The sequence below is a fragment of the Pedobacter endophyticus genome (assembly GCF_015679185.1).
GTDB classification, from domain to species: domain Bacteria; phylum Bacteroidota; class Bacteroidia; order Sphingobacteriales; family Sphingobacteriaceae; genus Pedobacter; species Pedobacter endophyticus.
Map to the genome: position 1 here is coordinate 2,250,991 of NZ_CP064939.1, position 17,036 is coordinate 2,268,026.

Below are 17,036 nucleotides of genomic sequence, written 5' to 3' on the forward strand. Positions count from 1 at the left end.
TCTTCGACTGAGTCCATCTTGAGCGAAGTCGAAAGGCTCAGATCCGATAGCTATCGGATGACACCCGTCGAGCTTAACTAAATGACATTGCATCCCCGCCTGAACGGACGGGCAGGCGCAACCTACATCTCACCGTCCTTGCCCGCTTCACTCGCCCTCTTTGACAGTGGGTTGTTGGCGTTCTGCCTTTCATCGCCGGGGGATCCTTCATTGCACTCAGGATGACAGCGTAAAAAACCTATCAAATTAACATTTGCATTCATTAATTTGTTTAATATCCCGGGTTTTGAGGAATTGTACCTGCCGATTTATCTACGTCGCCCTGCGGAATTGGGTACAGGTAGTTTTTATCCTGAAAATTCTTTCCTACAGCAGTTAATACGGGCTTGGCCATTTTCCATCGTTTTAGATCGTTAAATCGCTGACTTTCGAAGCCAAGTTCTACCCGTCTTTCCTGCATTAACCAGGTTTTTATTTGCGTTTTGTCGGTCGATGCCGGGCGATTGGGCAAGGTGCCCGCTGGCGCAGTTCCCCCTGTAATGGTTCGTGAGGTTCTGGCCCTTGTTCTGATTTGATTGATGATGGCAACCGCATTGGCATAATCGCCAGTTTCGTTTAGGGCTTCTGCTTTCCATAACAGAACATCTGCATAGCGAATAAAAATCCGGTTGCTGGGCGCATCGTCATTTCCCTTGTTGGCGCCATTTAGGGTACCCAAAAGCTTATTTACATTTTTTGGCGCCACGCTCACCGTTAATTCCAATCTCGGATCGTTGGCTTCGAAAGCACTGATAAAATTAGCGGTTGGTGCAAAAAAGCCCCAGTCTAAAGGTGCACAAATGCCGTTACCGCTTCTAATCAGCGTTCCCGACTTATGGTCGAATGCAAAAATGACTTCATTTTCAGCAAACTCCTTGGTTTGATCGAAGCTATCGAAATAATTGGCGTTTAAGCTATAAAAATTTAGCGCCTGCAGCTCATTCACCAAGGTAATTACCTCCGCCCATTTCTCGTTGTACAGCGCAACTTTAGCCTGCAATGCAATTACTGCACCTTTAGAAACCCTCCACTTTTCGGTGGCATTAGCGTACTTGGTTGCTGGCAACAGCCCTTTGGCCTTGCTCAAGTCGCTGCTTATTTGTTCCCAAACCTGTTCCTTGGGAACTTTTTTTGCTACTTCATAAGCATCAGAGAATCTTTTTAACGGTATAAGTACCACTGGTACATCGCCAAAATTGTTCACCAGATCCATGTAATAGTAAGCCCTTAAAAAGTAACTCTCGCCTAACGATCTGTTCTTTAAATCGCTACTTAAGCCCGCTTTTGCCACGCCTGCGTCGTTGGTTAAATAGGCAATTGCCTTGTTGGTTCTTGCTATGCCCTCGTAATCGTAGGCCCAAATGCCGTTAAACGCCTGATTGGTTGCAATGAAGCTGAAATTATCCACCTGATCCATCCACGCCTGATCACCATCCGGGTTCCACTTTTTTTGCAAATCATCAGAGGCGATGTCATTTACGATCAAATCATTTCTGAACACTGTACCCGCATCCCAGTTCCACTGGCCCAATAAGTTAAGGGTGTTCGAAAGCATCTGATAGGATGCATCAACCGATGAGGCAATTACATTGGCGGTAGGATCTTCGTTGAGCACTTCTTCTGGTATTAAACCTATCGGATCTTTGTACAGCTCTTTCTTACATCCCACTACAAAGCATATGATAGCCATTGTGACCACGAATGCATATTTGTTTATCTTATTCATATCAAAAAGGTTTATCAATTAAAATTTCACATTTACACCAAACAAGATGGCTCTCGATTGCGGATAGGTACCATAATCTACCTGATCTACCGTTTCCGGATCGAGCCCTGAGTAGTTGGTGCTTGTCCATAAGTTTTGCCCCGAAACGTATAAACGCACATTTTTTACACCAAGCTTCTGCAAACCGCTAAACGAGTAGCCAAGCTCAACGTTTTTCAACCTGATATAGGAGGCGTCTTCGACATAGAGATTTGAAAATTTGCTGCTTCCGTTATCATCGAAACTTACCCGCGGGATGGTATTCGAAGTTCCCGGGCCACTCCAACTGCCCAATGCCGCGGTGGTATAGTTAAATGGCCGCGTATCAAAATCAATAATCTGTTTTAACTGGTTAAACTTGTCTATTCCTTCTACCCCTTGAAACAGTACAGAAAGATCAAACCCTTTGTAAGAACCGTTCAGATTGATGCCATAGCTAAATTTAGGAATATTGTTGCCGATGTAGGTTTTATCGGCATCGGTAATGGTTTTGTCGCCATTGATATCCTCAAACTTGATATCGCCGGGCTTAGCACTGCTACCCGTAAGGTAGCTATCAATTTCGGCCTGGGTTTGAAACACGCCAATCATATTAAAACCATAAAACTGGTTCAGCGAATGGCCAACTTCTGTTCTGCTATAGGCCGATGTTATATTTGGGTAGTTAGGGTGCAGTTTTTTCACCACATTGGTAAGCGTAGAAAAGTTCGCATTAACACCGTATTTAAAAGCGTTATCATTATTGGTGTAGCCCAAACTTACCTCGAGACCTTTGTTTTCAACCTTGGCCGTATTTAGGTACGATGGGCTCACATTGCCGATAAAGCCCGGTAAACCGATTGGCAACAAAATATCGGAAGTGTTTTTGATAAAATAATCAACGCTCAAATTTAAACTGTTCTTCAGTAAGCCTACGTCCAGCCCAATATTGAGTTGCGTGGTGGTTTCCCATTTAATATCAGGATTTCCATATCTTACAATCTGAAATTGATTACCAACTTTGTTGATTACATTTAAGTAGGCATAATTTGGGATTCCCTGGTTACCGAGACTACCGTAAGTTGCCCTGAGTTTTAGGTTTGAGATTACCCTGTTATCTTGCAAAAAGTCTTCACCCGAGATGCGCCATGCAGCGGCAACCGATGGAAAATAGCCCCATTGATTGTTTTCTCCAAAGCGGGAAGAGCGATCGGCCCGTATATTTGCTGTTAAGAAATATTTTCCGGCATAGTTGTAATCAACAGAAGAAAACAACGAGAACAATCCGTATTCAGCGGCGCTTCCACCGTTGTAAAGATCGGGCAAGCCGCCAAAATCGATGTATTGGAAGTTGGGATCCGTATAATCGAATCTTCGGCGAGATGCAGATATGGCGTCGGCCCTATTCTTTATAAATTCCGAACCCACCAAAGCAGTTAAACTATGGCTGCCAAAAGTTTTGGTGTAATTTAAGGTATTTGTCCAGGTGGTTTCCAGTTCCTGACCACGCTCTTCGTTTAACCCGTTTGGCCGATTAATTCTGCCCAAACCAACATCAAGCGCTGAGCCGCCACCGTCGTTATCGCCGAAATTAGTTAAAAATGCCTTATTGTGCCTAAACAGCAGGTTTACCCCGAAGCTGCTCCTAAAAGTCAGTTCCTTATCTTTTAAAAACGAGTAAGCTGCAAAAGCATTTCCGAACGTTTTGAACAGGTTTCTTTTATCGTTGCTAAAATAGGCAAGCGCAATCGGGTTTTGCGATTTCTCGAAGTTTTGATCCCAATCATTTCCGGGACCTTTATAAAAAGGCAGATCGGTAAATGGATTCGCAGCCGTGTAGGTCGGATCGCCCGGCGACTTGAAAACTGAAATTACCGGAGGCCGTAAAAAAGCATGTCTGATAATTCCCGGGGCGTCTCCCCTGGATGACAAGGCGTCTTGCATCTCATTTGAGATTTGAAGATTGGCGCCAACTTTCAGCCTATCGGTTAAATTGGCAGTAATATTCGGGCGAAAATTAATCCGTTGATATTGATCATTGTCGTAAACTACAATTCCGTTCTGTTTATAGTAAGCACCGGATAAAAAATATTGTACTTTTTCACTTCCGCCGCTGGCGCTAACCTGTGCCACCTGCGAATGTCCGGTAACAAAAAGCTCATCCAGCCAATCGGTATTTGCCAAATCGGTTCTTGCCTTTTCGGCAATGTAAGGGTTTGTGCCGCTATAACCAGAATTGCCCCAGGCCTCTTCAATTTTATTGAGGTATTGGGTAGTATTGAGCATAGTTGGCAAATTGGTTGCCTGTTGAATGCCATTAAAATAATTAATATCGATAGCTGTCGAATTGACCACTCCCTGCTTGGTGGTAATAATTACCACGCCATTTGCGGCCCTCGATCCGTAAATTGCGGCCGAAGAGGCATCTTTCAACACGTTTAGCGATTTAATGTCGTTCGTGTTGATGTGCGAAATATCGACCGTTGGAACGCCATCCACTACAAACAGCGGACTGTTGCCAGAGCCGAAAGTTCCCTCGCCCCTGATGCGGATATTGATCGGATCGCCGGGTGCACCTGTGCTTTGTGTAACGGTTACACCTGCTACCTGCCCTTGAAGCACTTGCGCTACATCGGGCACCCTGCGTTTTTCTGCGTCGGCCATATCTAATATTCCTACAGCACCGGTTAAGTTCGCCCTTTTTTGGGTGGTATATCCAACTACAACCACATCGTTTAACGATTGGGTGGTGGGTATTAATGAAACATCTACATTTCCACCTGTGGCATTTCTAGTTACAGAACCGTAACCCACGTAGTTAAAGGTTAAGCTTTGTGCCGAGCCTGCTTGTAGTGTTAATACATATACTCCATTTCCATCGGTAGAGGTTTTGTTTTGAGTGTTCATTTGCGTTACTACTACCCCCGGCAAAGGCTGATTAGCTTCATCAGTCACCTTTCCGGTTACTCTAGTTTGTGCATAACTTGTGAAACCCGTAATGGCTAAAAACAAGAAAACCAACGATGCATAGATACGTCTGTTTTTTTTCATCTGATTTATATTTGATTAGAACAAATATAGACTAGGGTGTGTGCAAAAGGAGTGTACTATGATAACATTTTAGTTCACTATTGTTGCGAAACGCTGGTTTGAGGTGGTTTTTTGGGTTATGGGTACAATGTCGTCCTGAGTGCCCGCCCAATGTTATTTAGTTAAGCTCGACGGGTGTCATCCGATAGCTATCGGATCTGAGCCTTTCGACTTCGCTAAAGATGAACTGAGTCGACGACCTTTTCTATAGGAAAAAACAAATAAACATCGCCCTTCGACTAAGCCCGTATTGAGCATTTCGACTACGCTCAATACAAGCTCAAGCCGAAATGCCAAGGGTGACAAAGTTTTTTGTTTTTTCCTTAACTAAATGACATTGATCGCCCGCCTGAAACCGGACGGGCAGGCAGCGAAGGATCCCCAAGCGATGAAACCGAAGCGCCAATTAAGCACTGCCCTAAAAACAATGAATGTGAGTAGGCTAAGCAAAGAGCAGTGCTAATAGGAAACAGATTTACTTCGTAGCTGCTTCGCGGTCTTCGCTAGGCTACCATTGACGTTCTTCAAAAACAACACAAAATCGTCATTTCGAGCGCAGCCGAGAAATCTTTGAACATAACTTTGCGCAAGATTTCTTCTCCTAAGGAGCACTTCGGTCGAAATGACAACTCCTCAATGATATTCTTCTAAAAAACAACGTCATGCCCTATTGATTTTTTTTGGATATATTAAAACTCAGATCCGATAGCTATCGGATGGCAATGGGCTCTCATCAGCCTGATATTGCTTTTGCCGATATTCGTTCGGCGCCAGGTGGTAAATTTTCTTAAACTCCCTAAAGAAATATGACTTATTATTAAAGCCGGTTAGGTAAAAAATTTCAGACACATTAAGCTTGCTATTTTGCAGTAATACCGCAGCGTGTTTTAATCGAATGCGCTTAATAAATTCAGATGGTGTCATCCCCGCCAGCGATTTTAGTTTGCGGTACAACTGCATTTTACTGATGCACAATGCATCTTCTAACTTGGCCGCGTCGAGATCGGGCTCTGCGAGGTTATCCTCTACTGCCTTAACCAATGCATTCAAAAATTCCTTATCCCCTTGCTCCAAATCAACATCTACAAATTGATTGTTAATATTTCTGTCTTTAATTAAATGGTTCATCCGCTCGCGGTAATCCAGCAGTTTTCGCACCCGCATTTGCAGGTAGTTCACGTTAAACGGCTTAGCAATATAGGCATCGGCCCCGGTTTCGTAACCTTCGGTTTTGTTTTCCTCAGTGCCTTTTGCCGAGAGCATAATAAAGGGGATATGACAGGTTGCAGGAACGGTTTTAATGTGTTTACAGAGTTCCAACCCATCCATATCGGGCATCATCACGTCGCTGATAATAATATCGGGCGTGTTATTTTTCAGAAATGAGAGTGCTGAAACGCCATTTTCAGCCTCATAAACATTGTAATGATCTTTTAAGATGTTTTTAATTAGGAACCGCAGCGCCAAATCATCTTCAACCACGAGCACGCTGTGGGTGCAAACGGCCTTTAAATCATCAATCAACGCCACCTTATTATTTTCTTCCACCGAGGCTATAGGTTCTTGTTCGTAAGGTTTCAAAATCGATTCGAATAGCGACGAAGGCGCCGAGGTTACCACCTCATCTTTTTTACCCTCGATAGCTTGTTGTAATTTCAGTTTAAAACTGAACGAAATCCAATCGTTTTTTAAAGAAGCGTTTAATTCGCCATCCATAATGGCAACAAGCTCTTTTGTAAACGCAAGACCAATTCCGGTACTGAAATTATTCAGGTCGCTACTCTTCCCCACCTGAAATTCCTTAAAAATATCTTCCAGATCGCTTTCTGCAAGCCTGCAGCCCGAGTTCGATACAACAATCTCCAGCTCCTGGCTATGCTGATCGTATGTAGCTGTAAAAACTACTTCTTCTCTTTCGCCCGAATGTTTGAAGGCATTGGAAAGGAGATTGAAAAGCACTTTTTCAAACTTATCCTTATCAATGAAGCCCGCAATTCCGTCTTCGATATGCCGGGTAAAGGTCTGCTCCTTTTTGGTTGAAGCGGGAACAAAAAGCTGACTCAAACTGGTGAGTAGCTTAGAAATGTCGAAATAATCATCACTACGTTTCAAATAGCCGGCCTCAGCCTTGCGAAATTCGAGCAGTTGATGCACCAAATAGGTTAAACGGGCGGTATGCTGATGAATAAGCGAAAGAAAATAACTTTGGCCAGTCGGTTTGCCGGATGAATTTTCTTTTTGCATGAAATGCTCTACGGAACCTAAAATAAGGGTTAACGGGGTCTGAATCTCATGGGCTATGTTGGTAAAGAAATTGATCCTTTGGCGATGATTCTCTTCGTCTTTTTGCCTAAACAACGACTCGCGTTCGAGCTTAAACTTCATTTCGAGCTTATTTTTCCGGTAGCGGTGAAAGGCGTATCCGGCAATAACCAAGAGCACAAAATAACAAGCGTAAGCCGGCAAAGTAAGCCAGAAATATTGCTTCACATGCAGCCGCAGCGCAACAACGTCTTTTGTCCAAACGCCTTCGCCATTACTCCAGCGTACAACCAATTCATATTGCCCCGGCGGGATATTGTAATACGCAATCTTTCCATCGGTACCGGTGTATCGCCAGCTTTGGTCGAGGCCCTTAAGCTGATATGCAAATTCGTTTTTTGATGCGTTAAAATAATTTAAGGCATTAAAAGAGAACTGAAAAAAGTTGCTTTTTCGCTCAATATCAAAGCTTTCAACAGCTTGTTGATTGGCTTTTATAACGAGATACTGATTATTGAAAAATGCCTTTCCACCCATTTGCAAGTCGGAAATCAACAAATTGGGCTGTTTGGTATTCTCGGTAATGTGCTTTGGCAAAAAGTAGTTGAAACCGTAAATCCCTCCAAAAAACAAGTTATTGTTCGATGCCTTAAACGTGGCGCCATCGCTAAACTCGTTGCTTTGTAAACCATCGCTTTCCTGATAATTGGCAACACTATTATTTTGCGGGTTTATTTTTGCAATCCCTTTATTTGTACTGAGCCAAATGTTGCCCGCCCCGTCTTCTTGAATGGCATGTATAGTATTGTTGGGCAAGCCACTGTTCATTGTAATCTTATTAAAACGCGGCTCACTTTTAAGCGACTCACTGTAGCTAAGGTAATTTAAACCGTAACTGGTGCCCACCCAAAGCCGATTTTTGCTGTCGTAAAATAGAGAAAGCACATCGCTATGCGACAAACTGCCTTCGTAACCCGAAGCTTTGTAAGTGGTAAACTGGCCGTTCTTTTTATTGATCACACTGAGCCCTCCATAACGGCAGGCAATCCAGAGGCGATCATCTTTGCCTTGGGCCAAGGCATAAATAATGTCGTTTACAGGTCCGTTGGTCTCCTTTGATGAAGAATAATATTGTTTAAAATAGGTTAATGCAAGCGCCTGATTGCTTTGGCGGGAGATTTTTAAGTGTACAAGGCCAAAACCACTGGTGCCAAGCCAAACCGAACCGTCGGCATCTTCCAGTATGGCATAAACCGACCGAAATTCGGGATAGCGATCTGCCCCTTTGATGTTTGCCCAATTAACGATCTTATTTGTTCGTTTATCGTATATTGATAGCCCCTTGCCATCGGTGCCGATATAAATCAATTCGCCCGAGCCCTTTTTTATCGCAAAAACAGCATTGTTCTCGAGCCCGTTGCTCACATCAATTTTTTGCGTTTTCTGCGGCGACTTACCCGCATTCCAGAAATCTTTCAAAATAAACAGGCCATTCCCCTTTGTGCCAACCCACAAATTGCCATTGTCTTCGGCAAAGGCCCTAATCGGCTTGTTAATGTTTACGCCGTTAATTTTGGTCATCAGGCCGAAATAGTTTTCGTTTGGATAAATCTGGATAAGTCCGTTTCCGTCGGTACCGAGCCACAGTACGCTATTTTCGCCCACGCTTAACGCAGTAATTTTAAGGTTTGCTACCTTTTCTGCCTCGCTTGCCAGAAACGTCGTTGGCTGAAACCTGTTGTCGACGATTTGAATGCCCTGATTTTCCCATGCAATCACATAATGGGATTGATAGAAAGCTATGGATCTGATTTTCCGCGACGGTAACGGAAGGCGTTGTGCCGATAATTTTGCATCAATACTAAAATGTTCGTCGTTAATGTTAGAAAAAACGACCTTATCATTTGCAGCAACGAGATTATTTACGCCTCCGGGAATAGCTATCGTTTTAAGAACTTGTAATTTCTTGGGCCCAATTTTAGCCACTAGCAAACGTCCGCTCTTATCTAAAAAACACAGCCTATCGCCAATAAAACAGGTCTTTATAATACTTTCTGCATCATTAAAATGTTGATAATCGAGAAACTGGTCTTTTGCATCATCGTACTTACGAAGCATGCCGTTTGCCGCGAAGCAAAATACTTCGCCAGCCTTGCTGATAATCAACTCATATTCGTTTTCGCGGATCTTCTGGATTGCTGTGTTCTTATAAAAATACCTGCTGAACTTGCCCGAAACCTTGTTGTACCGCGAAACGCCGCCAATGGTGCTGATCCAAATGTTATTTTTGTGGTCTTCTTTTATCGATTGGATTACATTGCTGCCAATGCTGTTCTGGCGCTGATCTATATTGTGGTTGTAAACACTAAAATTTGCTCCGTCGTACCGGTTCAAACCATCCCAGGTTCCAATCCATAATAGCTGATCTCTATCTTGAAAAATCGTATTGATAGAACTGTTCGAAAGTCCGTTTCGATTATCGAGCTGTCTGTAATAAAATGAGTTAGGTGGCTCAACGTCTACGGCATGGGCTCCGCTAGCGCAGAACAGCCCGGCAATAAAGGACAGAAAGATAAACACACGGTTCATACAGCCTTGGTTTTTATAATCATTTGGTTAAAAATTTCGGGATGAATAAATCTACTTAAAAATTTAACCAAATCCTACAAAACCAACGTCCATAAAAAAAGCGATCGCTTTATGCGATCGCTTTTTTTATGATTTAAAAGAGTTTATAAAGAGTTAATCCACTTTACAAGTTCATCTCTTCCTTTACCTGTTTTTTGTTGAAGTTTGCCTAACAATTCGTCGTCTTGACCTTCTTCGTGGGCTAAATCATCGTCGGTTAACTCAGCATACGCTTGTTTAACTTTTCCTTTAATCTCGTTCCACTTTCCTTTTATTTCCAATTTGTCCATTTTGGTAGTTTTTAGTTAGTATTATTAAATGTTGTACTTAAACAACACCAATACAGGGCTTTTGTTTTTTGGAAGCGGATTTACAACAATTCGAAAAAGTAAATTTTATCCGACGATTATAAAACCAACGGGCTATTAGCTCTTCGACGCTTCGATAATCTCTTCCACCACTGCCGGGTCTAAAAGCGTTGATGTATCGCCTAAGTTGGATGTATCGCCTTCGGCAATTTTCCTTAAAATTCTGCGCATAATTTTTCCTGAACGTGTTTTAGGCAGCCCTGAAACGAAAAGAATCTTATCTGGCTTGGCAATTGCGCCAATTACGCGGGTTACGGTTTGTAGTATATCTTTTTTAGAAAGCTCGGCTTCACCGTGCATATCCGGATAAATAACAAAAGCGTAAATCCCCTGCCCTTTTACGTCGTGCGGATAACCTACAACAGCGCTTTCTACCACGCCGGCATGCATGTTAATGGCGTTTTCTACTTCGGCCGTACCAATTCTATGGCCAGATACGTTTAACACGTCATCTACGCGACCTGTAATTCTGTAATAACCGTCTTCATCGCGTAAGCAACCATCGCCAGTAAAATACAAGTTTTCGTAGGCCGAAAAGTAGGTTTGCTTGCAACGTTCATGATCTCCGTAGGTAGTGCGCAACATGCCGGGCCAGGGAAATTTAATACAAAGATTTCCACTAACGCCATTACCTTCAATCTCATTGCCATTTTCATCAACCAAAATAGGCTGAATGCCGGGTAGCGGCAACGTGGCATAGCTGGGTTTGGTTGGCGTTACCGTTGCTATTGGCGAAATCATAATTCCACCTGTTTCAGTTTGCCACCAGGTATCAACGATGGGCGCCTTACCGTGACCGATTTTTTCATCAAACCAGTGCCAGGCTTCCTCGTTGATCGGCTCACCAACCGAACCCAAAACACGGATAGAGCTTAAATCCTTTCCTTGCAATGGTTCATCCCCAAAGCCCATTAACGAACGAATAGCGGTGGGCGCTGTATATAATGTATTTACCTTATGCTTTTCTACAATATCCCAGAAGCGTGAAGGGCTTGGATAGGTTGGTATGCCTTCGAACAAAAGCGAAGTTGCGCCTTGCGAAAGCGGGCCGTAAACAATATATGAATGGCCAGTAATCCAACCAATATCGGCGGTACAAAAGTAAACCTCTCCCGGCTGGTAATTAAATACGTTTGCAAAGGTATAACCCGCGTAAACCATGTAGCCGCCGCAGGTATGTACCACGCCCTTGGGTTTCCCGGTTGAGCCCGAAGTGTAGAGAATGAAGAGCATATCCTCAGCATCCATTTCTTCCGCATCGCAAATGTTGTTTACGTGCTTCACCTCGTCTTCCCACCAAACATCGCGACCTTTCAGCATTGAAACGGGTGTGCGAACATGCGTTAAAACAATACATTTTTGTACGGTCGGGCAGCCGATCAGCGCATCGTCGATTACATCTTTCAATGGAATTTGCTTGTTGCCACGATAGGCCCCATCGGCCGTAATAACCAGTTTACATTGCGAATCGTTGATCCGATCGGCGATAGATTTAGCCGAAAAGCCCCCAAAAATAACCGAATGAACGGCTCCAATTCTGGCACAAGCCAAAACGGCAATGGCCAGTTCGGGAACCATTGGCATATAAATACAAATACGATCGCCTTTTTTTGCGCCGTTCCGTTTTAATACATTCGCAAAGCGACAAACCCGCTCATGTAACATTTTATAGGTAAGGGTAACGCTTTCTTCTTCGGGGTTATTTGGCTCCCAAATTATTGCAGGCTTATCGGCATTTTTCTCAAGGTGTCTGTCGAGGCAATTCTCGGTAATATTCAGCTTAGCACCCTCAAACCACTTAATGTTCGGCTCACTGAAATTCCAGGAAAGCACTTTGAACCAGGGCTTCCGCCATTGAAAGTTCTGTGCTACCTCGCCCCAAAATTGTTCCGGGTTATCTACACTTTTTTTATAATCTTCTTCGTATTGCTTAAAAGACGTGATCTGCATGGCACTGTTTATATTATGTTTTGATTAGTGGTGGCTAATTTAAAGAAATTAGCCACGATTTTAGGATTTTATGATTTTCATGATGGTGATTAGTTCATTGGTCATTGGTTAATTGGTGATTGGCCATTGGTCATTGGTTAACTGGTTATTTTTCTGAATTGGTTAATTGCCTATTCCCGTTGTTTTTTGTCCATTGCTAATTGCCGATTCGCTTACCATTTTATCCTCTGGTTTAACAGCTAACCATTTTGAACCAAAAAACAATTAGCCAGCAATTTAACAATCAAAAAAATATTTATCTCCCCTCTTGCTGTTTACAATTATTATTCAGATATTTGCACACTCTTAAAAAAATTAAGCGGACGATATTAACAACTATATTTACAAGTCATGTCAAGAGTTTGTGATTTAACAGGAAAAAAAGCAATGGTAGGTAACAACGTTTCTCACTCGAACGTTAAAACCAAACGCAAATTTTACCCAAACCTACAACTTCAGAAATTTTATATTCCTGAAGAAAACCGTTGGATTACGTTGAAAGTTTCTACTTCGGCGATTAAAACCATCAACAAGGTAGGTATTAACGAAGCCATCAACCGTTTCGTAAAAAAAGGATTTTTGTAAAAACATTAACTGTTGAGATTAACAGTTTATAAATAATATTAAAATGGCAAAAAAAGGTAACAGAGTTCAAGTTATTTTAGAATGTACTGAACATAAAGATAGCGGCATGCCGGGCATGTCGAGATACATTTCTACAAAAAACCGTAAAAACACTACTGAGCGTTTAGAATTGAAAAAATTTAACCCGGTATTGAGAAAAGTAACCGTACACAAAGAGATTAAATAAGGTTGATGGTTTAAGGCGTAAGGTTTAGGGTTGATTTATCATTCTAAAACTCACTAATTCAATCACTCAATTATTAAAAAAATAACAACATGGCAAAGAAAGTAGTTGCAACCCTTAAAACAGGTACAGGTAAAGAATATTCGAAAGTAATCACAATGGTAAAATCACCTAAAACTGGTGCTTACTCATTCAAAGAACTTATCGTACATAACGACCACGTAAAAGATGCTATTGCATCTAAATAAGGTTAATATTTTTTAGTACAAAATATTAAAGGCCGTTCCGTTTTACCGGGAGGGCTTTTTTTGTTATAGAAAATTTGGCTCCCTAAAAATTGATTATCTTTGTTAAAAAACAAGACTATGGGAACTTATAAATTTAGGGCTAAGGTTTCTGAAAATGGAACTATCGTTGTTCCTGATGGATTTGATGTTAAAAATAAGGAGGTTGAAGTAATTCTTTTAGATGAGGCGGCTCCAGATGCCCCCAAAAAAAGCATGAAAGAATTTCTTGACAAATATGCGGGCATTTTAAAAGGGGTTGACGCTGATCAGGCAAAATGGGAATATCTCAAAAAAAAACATAATCTATGAAAGTTCTATTCGACACCAATATAATTATTGATGCGATATTAGAGAGAGAGCCGTTTTTTAATGATTCTATGGATTCACTTAATAAGTCTGATGGAAGTATTCATCAAGGATTCATTTTAGCTTCTTCAATTACTGACATATATTATATCTGCAAAAAGAGATTGGGTCATGATAAGACAATTGAGATTATCAAAGAACTTGTTGATTCTATAAACGTTTTAAACGTTAACGGAGACGCAATTGTACTTGCTCTTCATTCCAATTTCGCCGATTTTGAAGACGCCGTTCAAAGTGCATCGGCAGGGTTGAATCAAGTTGATTTGATCGTTTAAAGAAACACCAAAGATTTTACCAATAGCAAAATAACAACCTTAACACCTACCGATTTTTCAAAAAAATATAATTAATGGGCTTATTTGATTTTTTCAAAAAGAAAGAAACCGCTCCAGAGGCACAAGAAGCTCTGGATAAAGGCTTAGAGAAAACCAAAGACGGTTTTTTCAATAAGATAACAAAAGCTGTTGCCGGAAAATCGACAGTTGATGATGAAGTGCTTGATAACCTGGAGGAAGTTTTAGTAACGTCAGACGTTGGCGTAAGCACCACCTTGAAGATTATTAAGCGCATCGAAGAACGCGTTTCGAAAGATAAATACCTCAACACATCAGAATTGAATTTCATTCTACGTGATGAGATTCAGCTGCTCCTATCGGAAAATAACAGCAACGATTTCCGCCAGTTTGAATACGGCGACCATAAGCCTTATGTAATTATGGTTGTGGGCGTTAATGGGGTTGGCAAAACCACTACAATTGGCAAATTGGCGCACAAACTAAAAGAATCGGGCCTCAAAGTAGTTTTAGGTGCTGCCGACACTTTTAGAGCTGCCGCAGTTGACCAGATCAAACTTTGGGGCGAGCGTGTTGGCGTAAGGGTGGTGGCACAACCAATGGGCTCTGACCCTGCTTCCGTAGCTTTCGACACCTTACAATCTGCCGTTGCCGCCGGAGAAGACGTAGTGATTATAGATACGGCCGGCCGTTTACATAATAAGGTCGGTTTAATGAACGAGCTTGGTAAAATTAAGCAAGTAATGCAAAAGGTTGTTCCCGGTGCACCACACGAGATTTTGCTGGTACTTGATGCTTCTACAGGTCAGAATGCGTTCGAGCAGTGTAAACAATTTACCGAAGCAACAGACGTAAATGCGCTGGCAATTACCAAATTAGACGGAACAGCGAAAGGCGGCGTGGTAATAGGCATCTCCGATCAGTTTAAAATTCCAGTGAAATACATTGGCGTAGGCGAAAAGATAGGTGATTTACAGCTTTTTGATAAGAAAGAGTTTGTGAACTCGTTATTTAAATAGCACTTCCTGGTTGATTTCACCGATTAGGCTGATTCCATCGGTTTTTGTGTAGATTTAGTGATGGAAGAATACGAAAAAGATAAGTTAACACAAATAATCATCGGTTGTTGTTATCACGTTCATAACGAATTGGGCTCTGGGTTTTTGGAGAAAATTTATGTTAATGCTTTAAAAAAATTAAATTACAGCAAGCGGGATTAGCTTATTTTGCGGAAAAGGAATTCAATGTAAGTTTCGAAAATGTAGTAATAGGGAAATTCAGATGCGATCTTTTTGTTGAAAACAAGGTAATTGTTGAGCTAAAAGCTGTTACTGGTTTCCAACCTAAGTTATTTCAAAGTCAACTTCTCTCTTACTTAAAAGCTAGTAGAGTTAAAACAGGATTATTAATTAACTTTGGCAACACAAGTTGCGAAGTCAAGAGATTATCTGTCTAAAGCGATAAAGCACCACATTTAATCAATCATCAATCACTCCAATCAGTGATATCACTTCAAATCGGTGAAATCACCTACTAATATGAATACTAAAATAGTACGCAGTAAAACAGCAATAACACAACCCAAAATCAATGTAATCACGCTGGGTTGCTCAAAAAACATTTACGACTCAGAGGTTTTGATGGGGCAATTGCGTGGAAACAATTTAAACGTTGTTCACGAAGCCGACAGCATGGGTAAAGATGATATTGTTGTCATAAATACCTGCGGCTTCATCGATAATGCCAAGCAAGAATCTATCGACACCATTCTTCAGTTCAGCGAGTTAAAAGATGCTGGAAAGATTGGCAAAGTAGTAGTTACAGGCTGTTTATCAGAACGCTATAAACCCGAATTAGAATCGGAGATTACCAATGTTGATGCCTTTTTCGGCACAAACGATTTACAAAATATATTGCACGAACTGGGCGCAAACTATAGGCATGAGCTTATTGGCGAGCGTTTGCTAACTACACCGTCGCACTTCGCCTATTTCAAAATTGCCGAAGGCTGTAACCGTCCCTGCTCGTTTTGTGCCATTCCGCTAATGCGTGGCAAGCACATGAGTAAGCCAATGGAAGAGTTGGTGAACGAGGCGAAAATTCTGGCCAAAAACGGCACCAAAGAGCTAATTTTAATTGCGCAGGATTTAACGTATTATGGCCTCGATCTGTATGGTACGCGTAAGCTCGATGAGTTGATGCGTCGTTTATCTGATGTTCCGGGCATTGAATGGATTCGTTTGCAGTATGCTTACCCCAGTGGTTTCCCAATGGAAATTTTAGATGCTATGAACGAGCGAGAAAACATTTGCAAGTATTTAGACATGCCTTTGCAACACATCACCGATAACATGTTAAAATCGATGCGTCGTGGCACCACCAAGCAAAAAACAATAGATTTGGTTAATCAGATAAGAGATAAGGTGCCTAACATTGCCATGCGTACCACCCTGATTTGCGGTTACCCCGGCGAAACCCAGTACGATTTTGAAGAGATGGCTGCCTGGGTAGAGGAGACAAAATTCGACCGCTTAGGCTGTTTTACCTATTCGCACGAAGAGAAAACGCATGCGCATACATTAATTGATGATATTCCGGAGGAAGTTAAACAACAACGTGTTGACGACATTATGGAAATTCAACAAGGAATCTCTTTTGATATTAACCAAGGAAAAGTAGGCCAGACCTTTAAGGTGTTAGTTGATAAAAAAGAAGGTGATTTCTTTGTAGGAAGAACGGAATTCGATTCACCAGAGGTTGACAATGAAGTTTTGATCGATGCCGCAACTGGTTACGCGGCAAATGGCAGTTTTGTCAATGTGAAAATCGACCGGGCAGAAGATTTCGATCTGTATGGAATGATTGTAAAATAAAAATTCTTATCTTTAACAGTGCCAGTAATCTCAATGTTTTACGGAATAATTGTGATGATGTATTATTTTGATAATAAAAAACATCATTTACCACACATTCATGTTAAATATCAGGATGATGAAGCTGTATTCTCATTAAAAGATGCTATTATAATTGAAGGCAAAATCGCTAATAATAAACGAAAATTAGTTGAAGCATGGATTGAGATCCATAGAGATGAACTGATGGCAAATTGGGAATTAGCAATAAACGGTGAAAAGATATTTTCTATTGATCCTTTAAAATAAA

At 41.5% G+C, this 17,036-nt stretch carries 15 protein-coding genes; 10 read left to right on the forward strand and 5 right to left on the reverse strand.

Features of this window, described 5'->3' with window-relative positions:
* Positions 1-271: 271 nt before the first annotated feature.
* The 5 genes from IZT61_RS08915 to acs form a co-directional block, all read right to left on the reverse strand.
* Positions 272-1,765 (reverse strand): RagB/SusD family nutrient uptake outer membrane protein, encoded by a 1,494-nt coding sequence (locus IZT61_RS08915; RefSeq protein ID WP_196100807.1) that lies wholly within the window; start codon positions 1,763-1,765, stop codon positions 272-274.
* 18 nt (positions 1,766-1,783) lie between these two features.
* Positions 1,784-4,834 (reverse strand): SusC/RagA family TonB-linked outer membrane protein, encoded by a 3,051-nt coding sequence (locus tag IZT61_RS08920; protein ID WP_196100808.1) that lies wholly within the window; start codon positions 4,832-4,834, stop codon positions 1,784-1,786.
* Between the two features lie 735 nt (positions 4,835-5,569).
* Positions 5,570-9,724 (reverse strand): hybrid sensor histidine kinase/response regulator transcription factor, encoded by a 4,155-nt coding sequence (locus IZT61_RS08925; RefSeq protein WP_196100809.1) that lies wholly within the window; start codon positions 9,722-9,724, stop codon positions 5,570-5,572.
* 143 nt (positions 9,725-9,867) lie between these two features.
* Entirely contained in the window at positions 9,868-10,053 is a 186-nt protein-coding gene (locus IZT61_RS08930; protein WP_196100810.1) for a CsbD family protein, read from the reverse strand.
* Between the two features lie 135 nt (positions 10,054-10,188).
* On the reverse strand, positions 10,189-12,081 hold the full coding sequence (acs, locus tag IZT61_RS08935; protein ID WP_196100811.1) for an acetate--CoA ligase: 1,893 nt from the start codon (positions 12,079-12,081) through the stop codon (positions 10,189-10,191).
* Positions 12,082-12,471: 390 nt separating this feature from the next.
* Between acs and rpmB the strand changes: the two genes are divergently transcribed.
* From rpmB to IZT61_RS08980, 10 genes are all read left to right on the forward strand, one after another.
* Complete coding sequence (rpmB, locus tag IZT61_RS08940) at positions 12,472-12,705, forward strand: 50S ribosomal protein L28 (RefSeq protein WP_196100812.1); 234 nt, start codon at positions 12,472-12,474, stop codon at positions 12,703-12,705.
* 43 nt (positions 12,706-12,748) lie between these two features.
* On the forward strand, positions 12,749-12,931 hold the full coding sequence (gene rpmG, locus IZT61_RS08945; protein WP_196100813.1) for a 50S ribosomal protein L33: 183 nt from the start codon (positions 12,749-12,751) through the stop codon (positions 12,929-12,931).
* Positions 12,932-13,020: 89 nt separating this feature from the next.
* Complete coding sequence (locus tag IZT61_RS08950; protein WP_010599808.1) at positions 13,021-13,176, forward strand: DUF4295 domain-containing protein; 156 nt, start codon at positions 13,021-13,023, stop codon at positions 13,174-13,176.
* A gap of 117 nt (positions 13,177-13,293) precedes the next feature.
* Entirely contained in the window at positions 13,294-13,524 is a 231-nt protein-coding gene (locus IZT61_RS08955; protein WP_196100814.1) for a hypothetical protein, read from the forward strand.
* Positions 13,521-13,856 (forward strand): type II toxin-antitoxin system VapC family toxin, encoded by a 336-nt coding sequence (locus IZT61_RS08960; RefSeq protein ID WP_196100815.1) that lies wholly within the window; start codon positions 13,521-13,523, stop codon positions 13,854-13,856. Before IZT61_RS08955 ends, IZT61_RS08960 begins: the two co-directional genes overlap by 4 nt.
* Positions 13,857-13,930: 74 nt before the next feature.
* The gene (gene ftsY, locus IZT61_RS08965; protein ID WP_196100816.1) at positions 13,931-14,893 is read left to right on the forward strand and encodes a signal recognition particle-docking protein FtsY; all 963 of its coding nucleotides are present in this window, start codon (positions 13,931-13,933) and stop codon (positions 14,891-14,893) included.
* A 60-nt stretch (positions 14,894-14,953) separates the two neighbouring features.
* On the forward strand, positions 14,954-15,094 hold the full coding sequence (locus IZT61_RS22585; RefSeq protein WP_394370738.1) for a GxxExxY protein: 141 nt from the start codon (positions 14,954-14,956) through the stop codon (positions 15,092-15,094).
* Positions 15,070-15,330, forward strand: coding sequence for a GxxExxY protein (locus IZT61_RS22590; protein ID WP_394370740.1), 261 nt, complete (start codon positions 15,070-15,072; stop codon positions 15,328-15,330). Before IZT61_RS22585 ends, IZT61_RS22590 begins: the two co-directional genes overlap by 25 nt.
* An 82-nt stretch (positions 15,331-15,412) precedes the next feature.
* Positions 15,413-16,747 carry a 30S ribosomal protein S12 methylthiotransferase RimO gene (gene rimO / locus IZT61_RS08975; RefSeq protein ID WP_196100817.1) on the forward strand — a complete coding sequence of 445 codons (1,335 nt, stop codon included), beginning with the start codon at positions 15,413-15,415 and terminating at the stop codon, positions 16,745-16,747.
* Positions 16,748-16,765: 18 nt separating this feature from the next.
* Complete coding sequence (locus tag IZT61_RS08980) at positions 16,766-17,035, forward strand: DUF4160 domain-containing protein (protein ID WP_196100818.1); 270 nt, start codon at positions 16,766-16,768, stop codon at positions 17,033-17,035.
* The last annotated feature ends 1 nt before the right edge of the window (position 17,036 follow it).

Excerpts from the sequence above, each read along its gene's own strand:
- IZT61_RS08950 (WP_010599808.1), top strand. The coding sequence starts at position 13,021 with ATGGCAAAGAAAGTAGTTGCAACCCTTAAAACAGGTACAGGTAAAGAA.
- IZT61_RS08960 (WP_196100815.1), top strand. The coding sequence starts at position 13,521 with ATGAAAGTTCTATTCGACACCAATATAATTATTGATGCGATATTAGAG.
- rpmB (WP_196100812.1), top strand. The coding sequence starts at position 12,472 with ATGTCAAGAGTTTGTGATTTAACAGGAAAAAAAGCAATGGTAGGTAAC.
- rpmG (WP_196100813.1), top strand. The coding sequence starts at position 12,749 with ATGGCAAAAAAAGGTAACAGAGTTCAAGTTATTTTAGAATGTACTGAA.
- rimO (WP_196100817.1), top strand. The coding sequence starts at position 15,413 with ATGAATACTAAAATAGTACGCAGTAAAACAGCAATAACACAACCCAAA.
- IZT61_RS08930 (WP_196100810.1), bottom strand. The coding sequence starts at position 10,053 with ATGGACAAATTGGAAATAAAAGGAAAGTGGAACGAGATTAAAGGAAAA.
- IZT61_RS08915 (WP_196100807.1), bottom strand. The coding sequence starts at position 1,765 with ATGAATAAGATAAACAAATATGCATTCGTGGTCACAATGGCTATCATA.
- IZT61_RS08920 (WP_196100808.1), bottom strand. The coding sequence starts at position 4,834 with ATGAAAAAAAACAGACGTATCTATGCATCGTTGGTTTTCTTGTTTTTA.
- ftsY (WP_196100816.1), top strand. The coding sequence starts at position 13,931 with ATGGGCTTATTTGATTTTTTCAAAAAGAAAGAAACCGCTCCAGAGGCA.
- IZT61_RS08925 (WP_196100809.1), bottom strand. The coding sequence starts at position 9,724 with ATGAACCGTGTGTTTATCTTTCTGTCCTTTATTGCCGGGCTGTTCTGC.
- acs (WP_196100811.1), bottom strand. The coding sequence starts at position 12,081 with ATGCAGATCACGTCTTTTAAGCAATACGAAGAAGATTATAAAAAAAGT.
- IZT61_RS22585 (WP_394370738.1), top strand. The coding sequence starts at position 14,954 with ATGGAAGAATACGAAAAAGATAAGTTAACACAAATAATCATCGGTTGT.
- IZT61_RS08955 (WP_196100814.1), top strand. The coding sequence starts at position 13,294 with ATGGGAACTTATAAATTTAGGGCTAAGGTTTCTGAAAATGGAACTATC.